Source organism: Pandoraea sp. NE5 (assembly GCF_024363545.1).
GTDB classification, from domain to species: domain Bacteria; phylum Pseudomonadota; class Gammaproteobacteria; order Burkholderiales; family Burkholderiaceae; genus Pandoraea; species Pandoraea cepalis.
This window is the reverse complement of record NZ_AP025517.1, coordinates 4,494,987-4,513,495: the sequence shown is the minus strand read 5'-3', so window position 1 is coordinate 4,513,495 and position 18,509 is coordinate 4,494,987. Positions and strand designations below refer to the sequence as shown.

General features: G+C 64.5%; 15 protein-coding genes and 2 tRNA genes. 10 read left to right on the top strand and 7 right to left on the bottom strand.

Annotated features, from left to right (window positions below; translation table 11 throughout):
• Window positions 1-17 precede the first annotated feature (17 nt).
• The 4 genes from ntrC to PanNE5_RS20370 all read left to right on the top strand — a co-directional run bounded on the left by ntrC (window position 18) and on the right by PanNE5_RS20370 (window position 6,775).
• Window positions 18-1,604 carry a nitrogen regulation protein NR(I) gene (ntrC, locus tag PanNE5_RS20385; protein WP_261938719.1) on the top strand — a complete coding sequence of 529 codons (1,587 nt, stop codon included), beginning with the start codon at window positions 18-20 and terminating at the stop codon, window positions 1,602-1,604.
• Between the two features lie 55 nt (window positions 1,605-1,659).
• Entirely contained in the window at window positions 1,660-2,541 is an 882-nt protein-coding gene (gene rfbD, locus PanNE5_RS20380; protein WP_017233520.1) for a dTDP-4-dehydrorhamnose reductase, read from the top strand.
• A 125-nt stretch (window positions 2,542-2,666) separates the two neighbouring features.
• Window positions 2,667-5,516: a pentapeptide repeat-containing protein gene (locus tag PanNE5_RS20375; protein ID WP_261938718.1), complete on the top strand. Its 2,850-nt coding sequence runs from the start codon at window positions 2,667-2,669 to the stop codon at window positions 5,514-5,516.
• A gap of 275 nt (window positions 5,517-5,791) precedes the next feature.
• Entirely contained in the window at window positions 5,792-6,775 is a 984-nt protein-coding gene (locus tag PanNE5_RS20370) for a flagellar brake protein (protein WP_261938717.1), read from the top strand.
• A 105-nt stretch (window positions 6,776-6,880) separates the two neighbouring features.
• Here the strand turns inward: PanNE5_RS20370 and xth are convergent, their stop codons facing one another.
• Together xth and PanNE5_RS20360 are read right to left on the bottom strand one after the other, a co-directional pair.
• Window positions 6,881-7,660: an exodeoxyribonuclease III gene (gene xth / locus PanNE5_RS20365; protein ID WP_017233523.1), complete on the bottom strand. Its 780-nt coding sequence runs from the start codon at window positions 7,658-7,660 to the stop codon at window positions 6,881-6,883.
• Between the two features lie 28 nt (window positions 7,661-7,688).
• Window positions 7,689-8,426 (bottom strand): riboflavin synthase subunit alpha, encoded by a 738-nt coding sequence (locus tag PanNE5_RS20360; protein WP_261938716.1) that lies wholly within the window; start codon window positions 8,424-8,426, stop codon window positions 7,689-7,691.
• A gap of 114 nt (window positions 8,427-8,540) precedes the next feature.
• Between PanNE5_RS20360 and PanNE5_RS20355 the strand changes: the two genes are divergently transcribed.
• On the top strand, window positions 8,541-8,795 hold the full coding sequence (locus PanNE5_RS20355) for a hypothetical protein (RefSeq protein WP_150563603.1): 255 nt from the start codon (window positions 8,541-8,543) through the stop codon (window positions 8,793-8,795).
• 54 nt (window positions 8,796-8,849) lie between these two features.
• Window positions 8,850-9,080, top strand: a complete 231-nt coding sequence (locus PanNE5_RS20350; RefSeq protein ID WP_017233526.1) for a hypothetical protein — start codon at window positions 8,850-8,852, stop codon at window positions 9,078-9,080.
• A 22-nt stretch (window positions 9,081-9,102) separates the two neighbouring features.
• Here the strand turns inward: PanNE5_RS20350 and PanNE5_RS20345 are convergent, their stop codons facing one another.
• Complete coding sequence (locus PanNE5_RS20345) at window positions 9,103-10,185, bottom strand: calcium:proton antiporter (RefSeq protein WP_026131867.1); 1,083 nt, start codon at window positions 10,183-10,185, stop codon at window positions 9,103-9,105.
• A 412-nt stretch (window positions 10,186-10,597) separates the two neighbouring features.
• Between PanNE5_RS20345 and PanNE5_RS20340 the strand changes: the two genes are divergently transcribed.
• From PanNE5_RS20340 to PanNE5_RS20330, 3 genes are all read left to right on the top strand, one after another.
• Window positions 10,598-11,458, top strand: a complete 861-nt coding sequence (locus tag PanNE5_RS20340) for a fumarylacetoacetate hydrolase family protein (RefSeq protein ID WP_150563601.1) — start codon at window positions 10,598-10,600, stop codon at window positions 11,456-11,458.
• 212 nt (window positions 11,459-11,670) lie between these two features.
• Window positions 11,671-12,333: a DNA-3-methyladenine glycosylase I gene (locus tag PanNE5_RS20335; protein ID WP_017233529.1), complete on the top strand. Its 663-nt coding sequence runs from the start codon at window positions 11,671-11,673 to the stop codon at window positions 12,331-12,333.
• Complete coding sequence (locus tag PanNE5_RS20330; protein ID WP_017233530.1) at window positions 12,333-13,205, top strand: 23S rRNA (adenine(2030)-N(6))-methyltransferase RlmJ; 873 nt, start codon at window positions 12,333-12,335, stop codon at window positions 13,203-13,205. Before PanNE5_RS20335 ends, PanNE5_RS20330 begins: the two co-directional genes overlap by 1 nt.
• A gap of 80 nt (window positions 13,206-13,285) precedes the next feature.
• Here the strand turns inward: PanNE5_RS20330 and PanNE5_RS20325 are convergent, their stop codons facing one another.
• From PanNE5_RS20325 to PanNE5_RS20310, 4 genes are all read right to left on the bottom strand, one after another.
• Window positions 13,286-14,005: a pseudouridine synthase gene (locus PanNE5_RS20325; RefSeq protein WP_026131869.1), complete on the bottom strand. Its 720-nt coding sequence runs from the start codon at window positions 14,003-14,005 to the stop codon at window positions 13,286-13,288.
• Between the two features lie 70 nt (window positions 14,006-14,075).
• Window positions 14,076-14,160 (bottom strand) — tRNA-Leu (locus tag PanNE5_RS20320).
• A gap of 129 nt (window positions 14,161-14,289) precedes the next feature.
• The gene (locus tag PanNE5_RS20315; RefSeq protein WP_017232019.1) at window positions 14,290-15,204 is read right to left on the bottom strand and encodes a LysR family transcriptional regulator; all 915 of its coding nucleotides are present in this window, start codon (window positions 15,202-15,204) and stop codon (window positions 14,290-14,292) included.
• A gap of 352 nt (window positions 15,205-15,556) precedes the next feature.
• A tRNA-Leu gene (locus tag PanNE5_RS20310) sits at window positions 15,557-15,641 on the bottom strand.
• Window positions 15,642-15,921: 280 nt separating this feature from the next.
• Here PanNE5_RS20310 and rnr point away from each other — a divergent pair.
• Window positions 15,922-18,495 (top strand): ribonuclease R, encoded by a 2,574-nt coding sequence (gene rnr, locus PanNE5_RS20305; RefSeq protein WP_261938715.1) that lies wholly within the window; start codon window positions 15,922-15,924, stop codon window positions 18,493-18,495.
• The last annotated feature ends 14 nt before the right edge of the window (window positions 18,496-18,509 follow it).

The following is an 18,509-nucleotide window of genomic DNA, read 5'->3' as shown; positions in this document are numbered from 1 at the left end:
ACGTTAAACGGTGAACAATGAAGCCGATCTGGATAGTAGACGACGACCAATCGATTCGATGGGTGCTCGAAAAGGCGCTCTCGCGAGCCAATCTGCCGGTGCGCAGCTTTACCGGTCCGCGCGAAGCCAGCGCGGCACTCGAACACGACTCGCCGCAGGTGCTGGTCTCGGACATCCGCATGGCGGGCGGCTCCGGGCTCGAACTGCTGCAGACGGTCAAACAACGACATCCCGGACTGCCGGTCATCATCATGACGGCGTTCTCGGATCTGGACAGCGCCGTCGCGGCCTTTCAGGGCGGTGCGTTCGAATATCTCGCCAAGCCGTTCGACGTTGATCGCGCGGTCGAGCTGATTCTGCGCGCGGTCGAGGAAAGCCTGCGCGAGGCGACGGACGACGAACGCATCACCGAAGAGCCGGAAATTCTCGGGCAGGCGAGCGCCATGCAAGACGTGTTCCGAGCGATCGGTCGTCTCTCGCATTCGAGCGCCACGGTGCTTATCACCGGCGAATCGGGCTCCGGCAAGGAACTGGTCGCGCGGGCACTGCACCGCCACTCGCCGCGCGCCGGCGGGCCATTCATCGCGCTCAACACGGCGGCAATTCCGAAGGATCTGCTGGAATCCGAACTGTTTGGCCATGAGCGCGGGGCGTTCACCGGTGCGCAGGCCACGCGGCGCGGGCGCTTCGAGCAGGCCGAGAGCGGCACGCTGTTCCTCGACGAAATCGGCGACATGCCACTCGATCTGCAAACGCGTTTGCTGCGCGTGCTGTCGGACGGTAATTACTACCGCGTCGGCGGCCATAGTCCGATCAAGGCGAATGTCCGCGTGATCGCGGCCACGCACCAGAATCTGGAAGATCGTGTGCGGCAGGGTCTGTTTCGCGAAGATCTGTATCACCGACTGAATGTGATTCGCTTGCGTTTGCCGTCACTGCGCGAGCGCAATGAGGATATCCCGCTGCTGGTGCGTCACTTCCTGCAGAAGAGTGCGCGCGATCTGGGCGTCGAGACGAAACGCATCAGCGAGGCCGCGCTGGCGCATCTGACGCGCTTCCCGTTTCCGGGCAACGTGCGTCAACTGGAAAACCTGAGCAACTGGCTGACGGTCATGGCCCCGGCGCAGACGGTGGAGATCAAGGATCTGCCGCCGGAGTTCCAGACGCTGGCAGCGGCGCCAGGGACCGGGGTGGGGGCGTCGGCTAGCTTGCCTGCCTACCCCGCCGCGACGCCCCAGGCGGCAACCGGGACCACCGCCCCGGTGCCGGCCATCGCGGGTTATGGCGGCGTAGACGCGGGGCTGTCGGCTGTCGGCGGGATCGCGGGGGCTGGCGGTGCCGCTGCGGTCGCGGGCAATGTCGGCGCGACGGGAGACGGCACCGGAGCGGACAGCTGGGAGCCGCTCTTGCGCCGCGAAGTGGCGCGCCTGCTTCGTTCTGCGTCGCCCGACGTGATGGATCAATTGACGCGCCGGTTCGAGACGGCGTTGATCAACGAGGCGCTCGACTTCACGCGCGGACGCAAGGTCGAGGCGGCAAGCCGCCTTGGCATCGGCCGGAACACCATCACGCGCAAGATTCAGGAACTCGGGCTGGAAACCTGACGCCAATCACGGTAGGCTCCCAGGTTTGACGATTCGGCCACAAGGGAGCATTACCATGGCAAGACGCATCCTGTTGACGGGTGCCACCGGACAGGTGGGCTGGGAGCTGGCACGCAGCCTGCAAGGTTTGGGCGACGTTCACGCTCCCGGGCGCGACGAGATGGACCTGCTCGACACCGACAGCGTGGTGCGCACCCTGCGCGACTTCTCACCGGATCTGATCGTCAATCCGGCGGCCTACACGGCGGTCGATCGTGCCGAGACGGACGAGGCCGCCGCGTATCAGGTGAACGCGGTCGTGCCCGGCATCATGGCCGAAGCGGCCAAGCGCACCGGCGCACTCGTCGTTCACTTTTCCACTGACTACGTCTTCGACGGTACGTCGTCCACGCCCTATCGCGAGGACGAACCCACGAACCCACAGAACGCGTACGGCCGCACCAAGCTGGCAGGCGAAGCGGCCATCGCGGCGAGCGGTGCGAATCATCTGGTGCTGCGCACGAGCTGGGTGTATGGAGCGCGCGGCGCGAACTTCCTGCTCACCGTTCAACGACTTGCCCGCGAGCGCGACGAATTGCGGATCGTGGCCGACCAGCACGGGGCGCCGACGTGGTGCCGCACGATCGCCGAACTGACGTCGCAGGTGTTGGTGCAGGGGTTCGGACGGAACGGAGGTGACGCCGACTTCTGGCGCGAACATGGCGGTTTGTACCACCTGACGGCCGCAGGGCAGACGACCTGGCACGGGTTCACCGAAGCGATTCTCGACCTGAGCGCAGCGCAGAAGCGTCCGAACGTTGTGGCGATTCCGACTTCTGCCTATCCATTGCCGGCCAAGCGCCCGGCGTATTCGGTCCTCGACAACGACAAGCTCGCACGGACTTTCGGCGTTCGCGCGCCCGACTGGCGGGCCGCGCTGGCACTCTGCCTGGGCTGACACGACCGTCCCGCCTGACGGGCTCGAGCACCGAATCGGAAATTCCCCGGCGCGCAGGGCCGCATTCCTTCGGCAACATGGTGGCTTTTTGCGCGCGCCCATGAGCGCGCGCCAAGGAGTGACGCATGATGCCGGTTCAGAGCGGGATATCGGGTGGGGCCCAAACATCCGTCGCTGCCCGCCCGATCGAGGGCGGTATTGCGAGCGACCGCGCATTGACGTCGTCCGAACTGGCGGCACGCAGTGCGCCGCCGCCCGACGGGCTGCGCCACGCGGTGCTGCGCGCGAACGCGGACGAGCGTCGCGTGATTTCACTGCAAGTGGCCTGGCTGGCGCACAGGCTCGACGGGAGCGCAGGGAGCGCCGATGCCGCGGTTCGATTCGCGAGCGATACGACCCCGCTTGGCGTGTCGTCCGCCGAGAGCGCCGACTTGCTATTCGACAAGAGTGCGCTGCGGCAGGCATGGCGCACCCGCTTCTCGCATCTGCTTGACGGCGCGCGGGTCGGCGCGGTGGCGCGCGATCTGGTGAAGTGGTGCGCGGCGCCCGATGGCCAGACCGCGGTCGCCCCCCGATGGCACTGGCTGTCGTCGACCGATGACGCGACTTCCGATGTGCAGGCCTGCGCGCGTTTGCCCATGCATGAATGGCCGGTTGCCGTACTGAATGTCGCGCTAACGCTGTCGAATCTGCGCAATGCCGTGCTGCCTGATCTGTCGATGCCGAACGGCGACTTGCGCGGCGTGATCGCGCCGGGCGCTCAGTTTGGCGGCGGACAATTCAGTGGGACATGGTGGACCGGGGCATCGTTGGCGAACGCGGGGTTTGCGTATTCGAACCAGGTCAATGCCGACTTCGACGGGGCCGATTTGCGCGGTGCCTGTTTTCATGCGGCGGATGTGAGCGGCGCGCGGTTCGTGGCGGCCGATCTTCGTTGCGCCGACCTTCGGCACACGGTGATGTGCGGCAGCGACCTGAGCGAAGCGCGGTGCCAGGGGTTGCACTTTGCGCAGGGGCGTCTGAACGGCGCCTCGTTCCATCGGGCCAAACTGCAGCACGCGTGCTTTACCGGGGGCACCGCACATGGCGCGAAATGGATTGGCGCCAAGGCCAAACGCTCGCAATGGACGTCGGTGGCCATGCGCAACGGGCAAGCCATCGGCGCCGATCTGCGGAGCGCCGAATTCCGCCAATGCGAACTCCTTGGGTGGGACGCGCGCGGGGCAAAGCTCAATGGTGCGTCGTTCGAGGCCTGCGATTTGGGCCATGCCCGGTTCTGCGGCGCAAGCCTGAAGGGCGTGCGCATCGGGGCCGGCTGCCATCTGGCCGGCACGCAGTGGCAGGGCGCCCGGGTTCGTCTGGACGCCGCGTGGCTGCGTCGCCTGACGCCGTCCGAACTCGAAGGCGTCGTGCAATCGTTGATGACGTTCCCGCTCGATCAGCCCGCGGCGCGCGCAAGCGTTTTCATGCAATTGCTGGTCGCAGTTGCCCGCCCGCCGGGCCTCATGCACAAGGGGCGCGAGATGGCACCGCGGCTCGAGCGCCTGCCCGAGTCGGTGCAGCGCAGCGACTGGCTCGGCCGTTTGCTCGTGTCGGGCATTGAGGCGGGCGGCATTGGCGAGCATGAGGGCTTTGCCGAAGTGCGAGCGCAATGGCTCAAGCGGACGCTTCACGAACTGACGGACACGCGCTGGTCACGCGCGCGTGCGCAATGGGGCACCGCGTCGCTCATGACCGCGTTGCACCGGCACTGTGGCGCGGCATCGCCGCAGGCCGTATGGCCGCTCGCCGGGGCGATGTGCCAAACCCTTTACTGGGCCGAGGACGGCGTGGATGGGGTTGGCGATGCCCGTGCGCAGGCGCTGCGGTCCGCGTGGTTCGACGCGTTGCCGCCGCAACTGCATGTGGCGCTTTCAGCCGACGGGGTCGACGCATTTGATGCCGCTTACGTCGTGCTGATCGGGGCCGACGGCGGCGTTGCGGCACGTCTGCCCAGGCACCTTCTGGAGAGTGTGCTGGAGGCGGGGGCGGGTCTTCCGGCGACGGAGGGCGACGTGTCGCTCGCTTTTGAGACGCTGCCGGGCTGGCGATGGCTCGGTACGCGGGTTGTCGTGCGCGATGCGGCGTCGCCCGACGATTTTGTCCCGGGCAGCATGGCGCAACTTCAGGGGCTGCTCAGGGAGTTCGGCTTTCTTGCCGGGCTTTGGCCAGTGGAGCATCCGCTCGAGCCCTTCGTCCGGCTCGTCGGGCGTTGGTTGGGCACGGGCGGAGCTAGCCGCGCCGAGGCGGCATGTCACGGGGCGTGGGATCCGTGGCACTCGGCCGTCAGCACGGCGACAAGGCCGGCCGTGCCGACGCCATTGCGTACGTCCGACCGACTCGACGCCGTGGTCAGTTCGTCGCGCTCATCGAACCATGTGCGGTTGCGGCGGGCAGGACATGCCGATATCGACGATGTTTTTCGCGAGATTCCGGTCGTCATGCCCGCTGGCGAGCCGCCGTTGAGCGTCGTCATGGCGCGGCACGTTCGATGGGTGTCTGTCGTGGCCGGACTGGGTTGGCTGGCGACCCAACCGGAATGGCGCCGGCCGTGGTCGATCGCGAAAGGCGCCTCGGTGGCGCCGTCAAGTGAGGGGGTGCCGGCGGATGAGATGAGGGCCTATCGCGATTACGCGCTCGCGGCCCTTAACGAAACACTGCGAGGAGACGTCGCGTCGCGTAACTTGCCGCAAGCGCTGGCGCTGCGCGAATGTCTGGCTGGCGAGACGAGTTCGGTGGAAGGACTGGCAGAGCGGCTGGCCGACTGGCTGACATGCCCGGAGATCGCACAGCTGCCGGGGTTGGCGCAGGCGTGCCGTCAAACGCTGCCTTGGTTCTGGGCGATCCGTCTACCGCTCCCGGCGGCGGCGATTCGTCGGTGGATGCTTTCGGGGGAGGGCAATGTCGGTGCGCCCGTCGGAATCGAAGGGGATTAATCAGGAATGAGCCGGTTTTTGCCCGATGTTTCACCGTCAGGGCATGTCGTCTTTCGTGGTAAAACGTGTTTGCACGCCAAGCGTCGCCCTTCGCGGTGACGCTTTTCGGACGGCCGGACGCGTCATGCGCCGGCCGTTGGCGACTTTTGTTGGGTGTTGGCTGCGGATGCCATTGCGAAGCGGGACTGCCCAAGCGGCGGCCCTGTGCGCTGGGATACGGGAAGGTCAACGCCCTGTTCTCAGGCAATCAAGGGTTTCATACTCTCCCAGGCATCATGGACTCGACTGGTATCGCGTCAGGCTATCCGGGGTTCGTGGCTGTGAATCGTCGCGAGCTTGACGCCCACGTTCCGCTCTCCTGGCCATTGTTCGACGCCGATGGCACACCGCTGCTGGCGGCGGGCGAGCGTTTGCCGTCCGAGGCCGATCTCGACTGGCTATTCACCACGTTCGCGCCGCACCGGCCGCTTCCCGAGGGGGCGACAACGGGCGAGGCGGCGGGGCGCCCGGAGGCCGCAAATTCCGTATCGCCGCTGGGGACGGGCGCGTCGGCCGTGTACCTGCAGGGGTTGCCGGTGCCGTTGCCGGTCGGCGCGTGGATACAGGTGCGTGTCTCTCCGGACGCCGAGCGCCCGCGCGTACGCGCTCGCCTGATCGGTCGTGCGCCCAACGGTATGCTGATCATCACGCCGCCCGCTTCGGGCGACACGCGTCGACCGGTGACGGCGGGTGACCGGCTTGCGCTATGGACATTCCCGGGCGACAACCTGTACGAATTCAATTGCGATGTACACAGCGTGCATCAGGGGCCGTTTGACTATGTGGTGCTTTCGCGTCCTTCGCAGGTGCGCGAGACGCCCGTGCGCCGTACACCTCGCGTCGATACGCGGCTGGTGGCGCGACTGTCGCCACTGGACGAGACGTCGCGTGTCTCGTTCACCCGCATGCTTGCCGACCCGCAGGACACACCTGAGTGGCTCGTACTCGTGCGCGATATCAGCGCGGATGGCGCGGGAATCGTAGTGAAGGCGCCGCTGCCGGAAGGCTGTCATCTCGTCGCGTTGCAGTTCCGTGTGCCGATCGGTGCCGATGTGGTGGCGATTCTCGGTATGGCAGCGGTTCGCAGCGTGGAAGGTCCGCGGGTTGATGGGACGTGGGCCTATGGTTTGGAGTTCACGCAGATGGACACGCGAAACAAGGCGGCGATTCGCTGTTTTGTCTATGAGTCGCGCCTGACGGATCCGCGCAGCGGCCAATGATCCGAAAAGCCTTCGATGGAAAAAACGGCACCTGAATCGGGTGCCGTTCGCATGGCGTGCGCGTAGCGCGCGGAGCGCAGTGCCCAGGACGTGTCGGGACGCGCGTCAGTCCTTGAAGGTGGCAATGACAGGTGTGTGATCCGACGGCTGTTCCCACGTTCGGGGTACGCGATCGATCTCACATCCGGTGCAGCGCTCGGCCAATGCGGATGAGACGAGAATGTGGTCGATGCGTAGCCCCGCGTTGCGTCGGAACGCGCCCATGCGATAGTCCCACCAACTGAACGTCTTCTCTGGCTGATCGAACATGCGGAACGTATCGCGCAGCCCGAGTCCTTGCAGACGTGCGAACGCCTGGCGCTCCTGCGGCGACACCAAATTCTGACCTTCCCATTTCGCGGGATCGTGTACGTCGCGGTCTTCGGGGGCGATGTTGTAGTCACCGAGCAGTGCGAGTCGCGGATGACGCTCCAATTCGTCGGAGAGCCAGTGCGTGAGTGCGTCGAGCCAGTTCAGCTTGTAGACGAACTTGTCCGAATCGACGGCTTGTCCATTCGGGAAGTAACCGCAGACCACGCGTACGCCGCCGATCGTTGCGGTAATCAGACGCTGCTGCTCGTCGGCAAAATTCGGCAGGTTCTTGACCAGATCGGTCGCCTCTCCCACTTTCGCGTGGTTGACGAGCATTGCGACGCCGTTATACGTCTTCTGGCCGGTGAAGTGCGATGTGTAACCGAGCGCGGCGATCTCGGTAATCGGGAAGTTCTCATCGGTCAGCTTCAGTTCCTGAAGACACAGAACGTCGACCGGGTTGCTGCGCAGCCAGTCCTGCACATGACCGAGACGAACCTTGAGCGAATTGACGTTCCAGGTGGCGAGTTGCATGAATGTCCTTCAGTGATGTTCGGCAGGCTCAGTCTTTGGGAGCCGGTTTGTCGCTGGCATTGCCGGCGGGCAACTGCGGCACCGACACGAAATCGTCGAGCGAGAGGCCCTTTTCCTTGAGCAGCGCCTCAAGCACCGGTTGCAGACGGCCGAGACTTTCCTGAACGGCTTCGCGCACCGTGTCGACCACCACCTGCGTGCTCCGCTCGATCTCGATGTTGACGCGTGTGCCGGCGAGCTTGTCTTCGAACGTCGTCATGCGGCGTGTCTCGGGAATCAGCCACACTTCGAACCAGCCTTCCTGCCGATTGACCTCCGAGACCGTCAGGCTCGCGCCGTTGATCGCGATATATCCCTTCGCGAAGACATACTTGCGGAACGCTTCGGGAATCGCGATGCGCAGCACGCGGTTGGTGTCCGACGTGCGCACGCTGAGGATGTCCGTCGAGAAGTCGATATGGCCCGAGAGCGGATGGCCACCGATTTCGGCGCCGTCCTTGGCGGCGCGTTCGACGTTGACCTGTGCGCCCGCGCCGAAGCCGCCGAGCGTCGTGACGTTCAGGCTCTGCAGAATCACGTCGAACGACGCGCTGGTGGGCGAGAGCAATTGCGTGACCGTCAGGCAAACGCCGTCGACCGAGACGCTGGCCCCGAGCGTCAGGTCTTCGCAAAAGCCTTCGGGGAACGCCAGCTCGAGGGTGCGCATGCCGTCGCGATCGTCGATGGACGAGAGCGTGGCCGTGCCTTGAACAATTCCGGTAAACATCGTGATGTCGGTAACTAGAGTCGTGGGGTGCCGTGCCGCAGTATTCTACTGCCTAGCGCCGGTATGCCGCACGCCGTGCGACGTGCTACGATGCCGCCTTTTCACGGGATCGACATGAGTTTCGAAGGTTGCCTGCTGGCGGAGGACTTTTACTATTGGGCGGAGACGTCGCCCGCGCCGGACGGGCAATACCACGGCGTGGTGCATTTCACCGGCTGGCGCGACGTGGACGACGTCATCGAAACGCTGGACCCGCCGCTGACCCACACCACGCCTGAGGCCTATCGCTGGGCGAACGACGCGCTCGAAGCCGCTCACGCGCTGGCGAAGACGTTGGCCGAAGACGGCAGCCTCGGCATCGATCTCTGAACCCCCAGAATTTCACACGGCCTGCCTGAGGGCAAGCCCACCACGGACAGCATCATGACACAGACGAAATTTGAAATTCAGAAGCGCAAGGGCTTGAAGATCGGCGCCGGCGTGCGCCGCGGCCCGCAAGGCGGCAAACAGGTCGGCTCGCAAAACAAGCGCAATGCCGCCGGCAGCAAGCTGCTGGGCGCGTTGCTCGGCACCGCTTCGGAAGACGCGACGGCCGTCGACGCTGCCGGCACGACCGGCAACGACGCGACAAAGCAGGGCGCCGACAAGGCCTGAGCGCGTCTGCTCACCCCGCGGGTCAGGGAACGATCGCCAGAAACAGGAAGGCGGCGAACAGCACCAGATGGACGGCGCCGTGCAGCACGGTTGTGCGTCCGGTACCGAGCGTGATCACGCCAACAAGCAGCGTCACGGCAAGCAGCACGGTCTCCTTTGGCGCAAGCCCCAATTCGATGTGCTGATCGAGCACGAGCGAGACGGCCGCCACGGTTGGAATCGTCAGCCCGATACTCGCCAGCGCTGAGCCGAGCGCCAGATTCAGGCTTGTCTGCAGCTTGTTCGCACGTGCGGCGCGCAAGGCGGCCAGCCCTTCCGGCAACAATACCAGCGCGGCAATCACGATACCGACGACCGCTTTCGGCGCGCCGGCCTCGGCGACCGCTTGTTCGACGGCGGGAGAGAGCTTTTTCGCCAGGCCGACCACGGCCAGCAACGCCACGACCAGCAGCCCCAGGCTCAGCACGGCCGTGCGGCCCGACGGCGGTGCCACATGCACTTCCTCACTCGGCGCTTTGGACAGGAAGTAATCGCGATGACGCACTGTCTGCACGAACACGAACACCATATACAGCACGAGCGAAATCATGCCCTCGAAGGCCAGTTGCGACGCCGTGAGTCCCGGGCCGAGTACTGAGCTGGTGTAGTTCGGCAGCACCAGTGTGAGCACCGACAGGGCGCACAGCACCGCGAGCGCGGCACTCGCGCCTTCGACATGAAAGCCCTGCGTGTGATGACGCACCCCGCCGAAGAGCAGGCACAGCCCGACGATCCCGGTCGAGACGATCATGATGGCCGCGAACACCGTGTCGCGGGCCAATCCCGCCTTGTCCGGTCCTCCCGAGAGCATCACCGAGACGATCAGCGCCACTTCGATGATGGTCACGGCCACGGCCAGCACCAAGGTGCCGAACGGCTCGCCAACCTTATGGGCGACCGTTTCGGCGTGATGCACGGCGGAGAATACGGCGCCGGCCAAAGCGGCGGCACACACCGCCAGCGAGGCGCCATAGGGCAGCCAACCGGCGAGGCCGAGCACGACAAGGGCCACGATCGGCGTGTACATGGTCCAGTGGCCCAGCATGGCGGTCTTTGAGGAGGACATCGTCGGAGACTCCAGAATTCGGGGAACGGGCAGGGCGCGAGGGACAGCAGATCCAGCAACGGCGAGAACCTTGCCTCGGTGAGAATGTCGAGGCGGCGAGCCATAGTCTCAGAAAAGTGACACCCCGACAACAGACGCCATTGACACGCCACGTTGCGAGCCAGGCCATGCCGGTCTGTCGAGAGGCCCACGGACAAACGATCTTCCTCGACCACGCCGTTGATACTGCGTTCGAGTCCGTCGAGGAAGTCGAGGTCGTGAACAACGCATCCGAACTTCGTCGCTTTGATCGCCGCGCCGCCATTGACGCGTTGGGGGCGACCGGCGTAGTGTCTCGTGCATTCCTTTTACCACCAAGCTGTCGACGGGTAACGCTGTTGCTCACTTCTGTCGCGGCACACGGAGAACTGTTTTGAAACTGCTGCGTTTCGGCCCGAAGGGGCAGGAAAAGCCGGGCCTGCTCGATGGCGACGGCAATGTGCGAGACCTCTCCGGAGTGCTGGCCGACATTACGCCCGAGACGTTGAGTCCTCAGGGGCTGGCGACATTGCGCGCGCTGGATCCAGCGACGTTGCCCGTGGTGAAGTCGCCGGGGCGTCTGGGCGTGCCGTTCTCGGGGGTGGGCAAGTTCCTGGCCGTCGGTCTGAACTACAGCGACCACGCGGCGGAAGCGGGTTTGGACGCGCCGTCCGAGCCGGTGCTCTTCACCAAGTGGGAGAACTGCCTGAACGGCCCGAACGACCCCGTGGTGCTGCCCAAGAACGCCGTCAAGGGCGATTGGGAAGTCGAGCTGGGCTTCGTGATCGGCAAGACGGCACGGTATGTACCGCTCGAGAGCGCGCTCGACTACGTGGCGGGCTACTGCCTCGTGAATGACGTCTCCGAGCGCGAGTTCCAGATCGAGCGCGGCGGCACGTGGGACAAGGGCAAGGGCTTCGACACGTTCGGTCCGGTCGGCCCGTGGCTCGTGACGACCGACGAGATTCGCGATCCGCAACAACTGGGCCTGTGGCTCGACGTGAACGGTGTGCGCCGTCAGACGGGCCACACGTCGAAGATGATCTTCAGCGTGGCGTATCTCGTGCATTACATGAGCCAGTTCGCCACGCTCAAGCCGGGTGATCTCGTGACCACCGGCACGCCACCGGGCGTTGGCCTGGGGCAGAAGCCGCCGGTGTTCCTCAAACCGGGGGACGTGATGCACCTGGGTATCGACGGCCTGGGCGAGCAGACGCAGGAAGTGCACGCCTACGACACGCGCTGGCTCGACTGAGCGTGTAGCGGATGGCTTTCCTGTCCATCGCTCAGGGCGACGGATGTCCGGCGTTCGGCCCGGAAAATTCCGTCTCGGCATAGTCCGTCGGCGCAAAGTCACGCGTGGCACGGGCTGCGCGGTTCGCTTCGCGTGCGTTTGCTGGCACACTTGTCCCATTCGTCTGCACCTGTCCGCGCCACTAGCGCGCGGACGCAACTATCGAGAGACCAATGGAACGATGTCCGTGGAGCGATGGCTTCGAGCAGTATCGTCAGTATCACGACGAAGAGTGGGGGGTGCCGCTGCGCGATTCGCGCGCGTTGTTCGAGCTGTTGATGCTCGAAGGCGCGCAGGCGGGGCTCTCATGGTCCACCATCCTTAAAAAGCGCGATAACTACCGGCTGGCGTTCGATCACTTCGATCCGGTGCGCATTGCGGCGTTCGGGCCGGAGGACGAGGCTCGCTTGCTGGCGGATGCCGGGATCGTGCGCAACCGTCTCAAGATCGCCGGCGTGATCAAGGGGGCGAGGGCCTACCTGGCGATGGAGGCCGCGGGCACGCGATTCAGCGACTTTGTCTGGCAGTTTGTGGGCGGCGAACCGTTGCAGAACCGCTGGACAGCGCTTGGCGAGGTGCCGGCGAGCACCGCCGTCTCCGATGCGATGAGCAAGGCGCTGAAGAAAGCGGGCTTTACCTTCGTGGGCTCGACGATCTGCTATTCATTCATGCAGGCGGCGGGTCTGGTGAACGATCATCTGGTCGCCTGTCCGCGTCACAAGGCGGTGAAAGCGAAGGCGTTGGCGGCGAGTCAAAGCGGCAGCGTGCAAGCCCGGAAACGCCGTGTGGGCGCGTCGTCGGCTACAATCGCGCCTGACGAATCAGGATCTGCCTAATGTTCAGCTACCGCCACGCCTTTCACGCCGGCAACCACGCCGACGTGCTGAAACACTTTATCGCCGTTGAATGCATCGATTACATGCGCCAGAAGGACGTAGCGTTCTGGTACATCGACACGCATGCGGGCGCAGGCGGTTACGCGCTCGACGGCAAATGGGCCGACAAGACCGGTGAGTTCGAGACCGGTATCGGCCGTCTCTGGACGCGCGACGATCTGCCGCCGCCGCTCGCAGACTACGTGACGTTGGTGCGCGAATTCAATCCGGACGGCAAGCTGCGCTATTACCCGGGCTCGCCGTTCTTTGCGCTGCAACTGCTTGGGGATCGCGATCGGTTGCGGTTGTTCGAGATGCATCCGACCGAACAGGACGTGCTGCGCGAAAACTTCGAGGCGCAAGGGCGGGAAGTGGCGCGTCGTACGATGATTTTTGGTGCCGACGGGTTTGCGGGGCTCAAGACGATTCTGCCGCCGGCATCGCGCCGGGCGTTCACGCTGATCGATCCGTCGTACGAAGACAAGCGCGATTACACGCGTGCTACGCAGACCGTGCAGGAGGGACTCGACCGCTTTCCGACGGGGATGTATGCCGTGTGGTATCCGCTGGTGCAGCGTCGTGAGGCGGCGCAGTTGCCGGAGCGCATGAAGCGGCTCACGATCAACGGGCAGCCGATCAAGAACTGGGTGAATGCGTCGCTGACGGTGTGCAATCCGGTGCCGGGCGGTATGGGCCTGCACGGTAGCGGCATGTTCATTGTGAACCCGCCGTATATGTTGCAGGACACCCTCAAGACAACGCTGCCGTATCTCGTCAAGACGCTCGGCCAGGACAAGGGCGCGCAATTCACGCTCGAAGGCCGCCAGAGCTGACACATCCGACCCGCGCGGGTCGGATCACCGCTATTGTCGCCTTCAACGTCAACGTCAACGTCAACGCCAACCCGCGGCGCTCATTTGCCGGCGGCGGGCACTTCGTACGGTAGCGACAACAGTTCGTCCGGCGCCAGGTAGCGCCATTCGCCCAACGCGAGATTGCCCATCGGCAGACCGCCGATCGCGATTCTGACCAGCCCTTCCACTCGATTGCCTGCGGCGGCGACCATCCGTTTGACCTGATGGTATTTGCCCTGCGTGATCGTCATGGCAATCTCGTGAGACGAGGCACGCATGACATCCGTCGCGGCGAGCGGCTCCGTCTCGTCGCGCAGCAATACGCCGTCGCGCAAGGCCTGCAACATGTCGTCGGTGACCGGATGCTTGGTCGTGGCCACGTACCGCTTGGGCACGTGGCGACGCGGTGACATCATGGCATGCAGGAACGCACCGTCGTCGGAGAGCAGCAGCATGCCGGTTGTATCCTGGTCGAGGCGACCGGCCGGCTGCACGCCGCGCACGGCCATCGGCAACGGGAGTAGCGAATGCACGCCTTCGTGATGCGTCGGGCTCGTGGAGCACTCGTAGCCTTGCGGCTTGTTGAGCAGCACGTAGACGTGTTCGCGATATTCCCACGGCTCGCCGTCGAGCGTGAATTGCAGACCTTGCGGGTCCAACGACTCGCGCGGATTGTCGTGCACCACGCCGTCGATGGCAAAGGCACCGGTGACAATGAGTTTGCGGCACATCTTGCGACTGCCGAAGCCCTGCGATTGCAGTAAACGATCTAGCTCGATGATGCGATCTCCGTCCGGGCATGCATGAAAAAAGCCGATGATCTTTCGATCATCGGCTTTCTTAAATTTTTGGTGCCCAGAAGAGGACTCGAACCTCCACGGTGTTACCCGCTAGTACCTGAAACTAGTGCGTCTACCAATTCCGCCATCTGGGCTTCGTCAGCTCGCTTGCTGCTTGCTACGAAGAAGCAAGATTATGCCGAGGGGCTTACATACTGTCAAGCGATTTGCGGCAAAAAATGATAAATCGGGGGACGACCTACCTTATCGGGGGCGCCGCCACGTTAGGCGGCGTGGCCCATATGCTCCGAGCGAATCATGTCGATCAAATGGCGCAATCCCGGAAGCGTTTGACGTCGGCTCGGGTAATACATCGACAGGGGCGGCCCGTCGACGGCCCAGTCCGTCAACACGGCTTCGAGCGTGCCGCTGGACAGTGCCTGCGACACGTTTCGCTCCAACACGTAGGCCAACCCCAGGCCGCCCGTTGCCGCCGCAATCACGCCGTCGCTCTCGTTGATGCTAAGCGCCCCCGGCACATCCAGTTCGATCGCCGTTGGCCCATTGCCCAGCTCCCACTTGTAGAGCGTGTTGTCGCCCAGGCGCATCCGGATGCAATTGTGCGACATCAGATCCTGCGGCACCTTCGGTCGGCCATGCCGCGCGAGGTACGCGGGCGACCCGACCACGATCCACTTCAGCGCGCGCGTGAGCGGCGTTGCGATCATGTCGCCCGGCACCGTGTCGCCATACCGCATCCCGGCGTCGAAACCTTCCGCCACGATGTCGAGCATCCGATCGTCCACCGTGACATCCAATTCGATGTCCGGATACGACGCCACGAATCGCGGCAGAATCGGATCCAGCAGCAACCGCGCCGCATCGCGCGGCACATTCAGTCGCAAACGCCCGGCCGGCGACGCACGGTAGCGGTCCAATGCGCCAATGGCCGAGGCAATCTGCTCGAGGCCCTGTTCCAGCTCCTTCGCCAGTGCGGCGCCCGCGGCCGTTGGCGACACGGAGCGACTTGTGCGGTTCAGCAACTTCACGCCCAGGCGCGCTTCCAGATTGCGCATCGCGTGACTCAGGGCCGAGGTCGTTACCCCCAGTTCGGTGGCGGCCTCCCGAAAACTCTGCCGGCGGCAGATCGTGACAAAGACGTTCAAATCGGCAAGCTCACCGCGAGTGAAGGCAGGCATGTCATTCCCAACAAGTATCAAGCAACCGAAATCGAATACGCGCTACACGCGCGGCACGCCCAACCCCTTGGATGGCCGTTGAGCAATATTCAATTTTTTATGAGGCAAATTCTACCGATTTCGCTCGACGTCTGGACGGAGGGCGCGTGTGGCGTGACGCGCGCGCGACATGTTTTGCGAATCGCTCGCGCGGTGACGCACATCGTGCTCGGTCTCCGATCGATCGGCATCGATGGTTGGCAGTGCGCTGTACCGGCGTCGGCGCTCGGGAAGGGAGGGGGAGGGGCGGACGGTGGGCGAGCGCGCATGAAAAAAGCCGATGATCTTTCGATCATCGGCTTTCTTGAATTTTTGGTGCCCAGAAGAGGACTCGAACCTCCACGGTGTTACCCGCTAGTACCTGAAACTAGTGCGTCTACCAATTCCGCCATCTGGGCCTCGTCGACTTGCTGACTGCTTGCTCGCCGCGAAGAAGTGAGATTATGCGTACGCCGTGCGGCACTGTCAACACTTGGGTGGAATAATTTTTCTTTTTTCTCACCCGCCTGCAAGCCCACGCTCAAATTCCGCATAGGTGGCAGTTTTCGCGAGGTTTGCCGTATGATTGTCCCTGACTGTGCGACCCCGCGTTTTCGCGCGACGCACAACACCACGGACCGTCGGGCGCCAGATGTGCCCCTCGGCCGGACTCAACCGGCACAGCAACGCTACCGACCTTTGAGCAAATATCCCTATCCGATTCCGAGCCGCGAAGAAATCCTCGGTGTCCTGCGCACCGCCGATGCCGCGCTGTCCGCCAACGATATCGCCGAAGCCCTGGCGATCAAAAAGCAGGAGCGCGAAGGCTTCTTCAAGCGCCTCGCCGCCATGGAGCGCGATGACCAGATTCGCCTCGACCGCCACGGCTATTATCAACTGACCCACCCCTCGAACTTCATCGCCGGCCGTGTCATCGGTCACCGCGACGGCTACGGTTTCGCCGTGCGCGACGAGGGCGGCGACGACCTCTTCCTTCCCAGCGAAGAGATGAAGAAGGTCATGCACAACGACCGCGTCCTTCTGCGCGTTGCCGGCTACGATCGCCGAGGCCGTCCGGAAGGGCATATCGTTGAAGTGGTGAGCCGTGCCAACACGCACGTCATCGGTCGCCTGCTCAACGAAAACGGCGTGATGGTCGTCGCCCCGGAAGACAAGCGCATCGGCCATGACATCCTGATCCCGCCGCGCGCCCAGGGCAAGGCCAAGGTCGGTCAGGTCGTGTCCGTCGAACTTACCGATTACCCCAGCCGCTATAGCCAGCCCATCGGCCGCGTCTCGGAAGTCCTTGGCGACATCGACGACCCCGGCATGGAAATCGAAATCGCCGTGCGCAAGTACGGCGTGCCCCACCAGTTCTCCGCCGAAGCGCTCGCCGCTGCCGGGGCGCTGCCCGATGAAGTGCGTGCGCCTGATCTGCGTCACCGCATCGATTTGCGCGACGTGCCGCTCGTCACCATCGACGGAGAAGATGCGCGCGACTTCGACGATGCCGTGTACTGCGAGCCGGCCAAGGTCGGCCGCAGCGATGGCTTCCGCCTGATCGTCGCCATCGCCGACGTCTCGCATTATGTGACTTCCGGCGGCCCCCTCGACGCGGACGCCCTGACGCGCAGCACATCGGTCTACTTCCCGCGACGCGTCATTCCGATGCTGCCGGAAAAGCTCTCGAACGGCTTGTGCTCGCTCAATCCCGACGTGGATCGCTGTGTCCTCGTGTGCGACGCCCTCGTCGCCCCGAACGGCGAAGTCAAGGCCTATCAGTTCTATCCGGCCGTGATCCACTCGGCCGCGCGCCTGACCTACACCGAAGTGGCCGCCGTTCTCGGCAACACCAAAGGCCCCGAAGCCCAACGCCGCGCCGCGCTGCTGCCGCATCTGCAGAACCTGTACGAGCTGTACAAAGTGCTCGCGAAAGCGCGCAAGACGCGTGGGGCCATTGAATTCGATTCGACCGAGACGTATATCGTCTGCAACGCGCAAGGCAAGATCGAACAGATCCTGCCGCGCACGCGCAACGATGCTCACCGTCTCATCGAGGAATGCATGCTCACGGCCAACGTGTGCGCCGCCGACCTCCTCAAGCGTCACAAGCAGGCGGGCCTGTACCGGATTCACGCCGGTCCGTCGGGCGAACGACTCCAGGTGCTGCGCACGTTCCTCAAGACGCTCGGGCTGTCGCTCGGCGGTGGCGACGAGCCTGCAACGTCCGATTACGCGGACCTGATGACGCAGATCGAGTCGCGCCCCGACGCACCCATGCTCCAGACGATGCTCCTGCGCTCGATGCAGCAAGCCGTCTACAGTCCGGACAACATCGGCCACTTCGGGCTGGCGTATCCCGCCTACGCGCACTTCACCAGCCCGATTCGCCGCTACCCGGACCTGCTCACGCACCGTGCCATCAAGGCGATTCTGGCGGGCAAGAAGTACGAGCCCGAAGTCCCGGCGGGTGTGGAAATGACGACCGGCCTCTCGCCGCACGCGCGCAAGCTCCAGAAGGCCGACGACTCCGCCGCCGGGAAAGCCAAGAAGGCCGCAGGCACCAAGAAGCACGATGCCATCTGGGACGAGCTGGGCCTGCATTGCTCGGCGAATGAGCGTCGTGCCGACGAAGCCTCGCGCGACGTCGAAGCGTGGCTCAAGTGCTACTTCATGCGCGACAAGCTCGGCGAGGAGTACGGCGGCACCGTCAGCGCCGTCACCTCGTTCGGCATCTTCGTGCAGCTCGACGATCTCTTTATCGAAGGCCTCGTGCACGTCACGGAGCTCGGCAGCGATTACTTCCAGTTCGACGAAGTCCGCCACGAACTGCGCGGCGAGCGCACCGGCATCCGCTATCGACTGACCGACCGCGTGCGCGTGCAGGTGAGCCGTGTAGACCTGGACGCGCGCAAGATCGACTTCCGTCTTGTGCGCGAAGTCAACGCGCGCACGCTGGCGAAAACGTCGGGTCGCACCGAGCGCGGCGGCGCACCGGTGCCGGCCCCCGCCGCCGGTGCGCCAGGACTGGCCGGTTCGGCGGGTTCCGCCGCAGCCCGGCCGGGCATTCGCCAGATGCCCAAGGGCGGTGCGCTGCTCAACGGCGTGCAACTGGCCCCGGCGGGCAAGCACGCCGCCAAGCCGAAGTCCGTAAAAGTGAATGCCGCGCGGGCTGAGCGGGCTGAGCGAGGCGCCACCTCGCCAGCGAAGTCGGGAGGCGGCAAGGCGCCGGTGAAGCGTCCAGGAGGTCCGGCGAAGAAGCCGCGTCGTTGATTCGCGCAGCGCGG

Excerpts from the sequence above, each read along its gene's own strand:
- ntrC (WP_261938719.1), top strand. The coding sequence starts at position 18 with ATGAAGCCGATCTGGATAGTAGACGACGACCAATCGATTCGATGGGTG.
- rfbD (WP_017233520.1), top strand. The coding sequence starts at position 1,660 with ATGGCAAGACGCATCCTGTTGACGGGTGCCACCGGACAGGTGGGCTGG.
- PanNE5_RS20375 (WP_261938718.1), top strand. The coding sequence starts at position 2,667 with ATGATGCCGGTTCAGAGCGGGATATCGGGTGGGGCCCAAACATCCGTC.
- PanNE5_RS20370 (WP_261938717.1), top strand. The coding sequence starts at position 5,792 with ATGGACTCGACTGGTATCGCGTCAGGCTATCCGGGGTTCGTGGCTGTG.
- xth (WP_017233523.1), bottom strand. The coding sequence starts at position 7,660 with ATGCAACTCGCCACCTGGAACGTCAATTCGCTCAAGGTTCGTCTCGGT.
- PanNE5_RS20360 (WP_261938716.1), bottom strand. The coding sequence starts at position 8,426 with ATGTTTACCGGAATTGTTCAAGGCACGGCCACGCTCTCGTCCATCGAC.
- PanNE5_RS20355 (WP_150563603.1), top strand. The coding sequence starts at position 8,541 with ATGAGTTTCGAAGGTTGCCTGCTGGCGGAGGACTTTTACTATTGGGCG.
- PanNE5_RS20350 (WP_017233526.1), top strand. The coding sequence starts at position 8,850 with ATGACACAGACGAAATTTGAAATTCAGAAGCGCAAGGGCTTGAAGATC.
- PanNE5_RS20345 (WP_026131867.1), bottom strand. The coding sequence starts at position 10,185 with ATGTCCTCCTCAAAGACCGCCATGCTGGGCCACTGGACCATGTACACG.
- PanNE5_RS20335 (WP_017233529.1), top strand. The coding sequence starts at position 11,671 with ATGGAACGATGTCCGTGGAGCGATGGCTTCGAGCAGTATCGTCAGTAT.
- PanNE5_RS20330 (WP_017233530.1), top strand. The coding sequence starts at position 12,333 with ATGTTCAGCTACCGCCACGCCTTTCACGCCGGCAACCACGCCGACGTG.
- PanNE5_RS20315 (WP_017232019.1), bottom strand. The coding sequence starts at position 15,204 with ATGCCTGCCTTCACTCGCGGTGAGCTTGCCGATTTGAACGTCTTTGTC.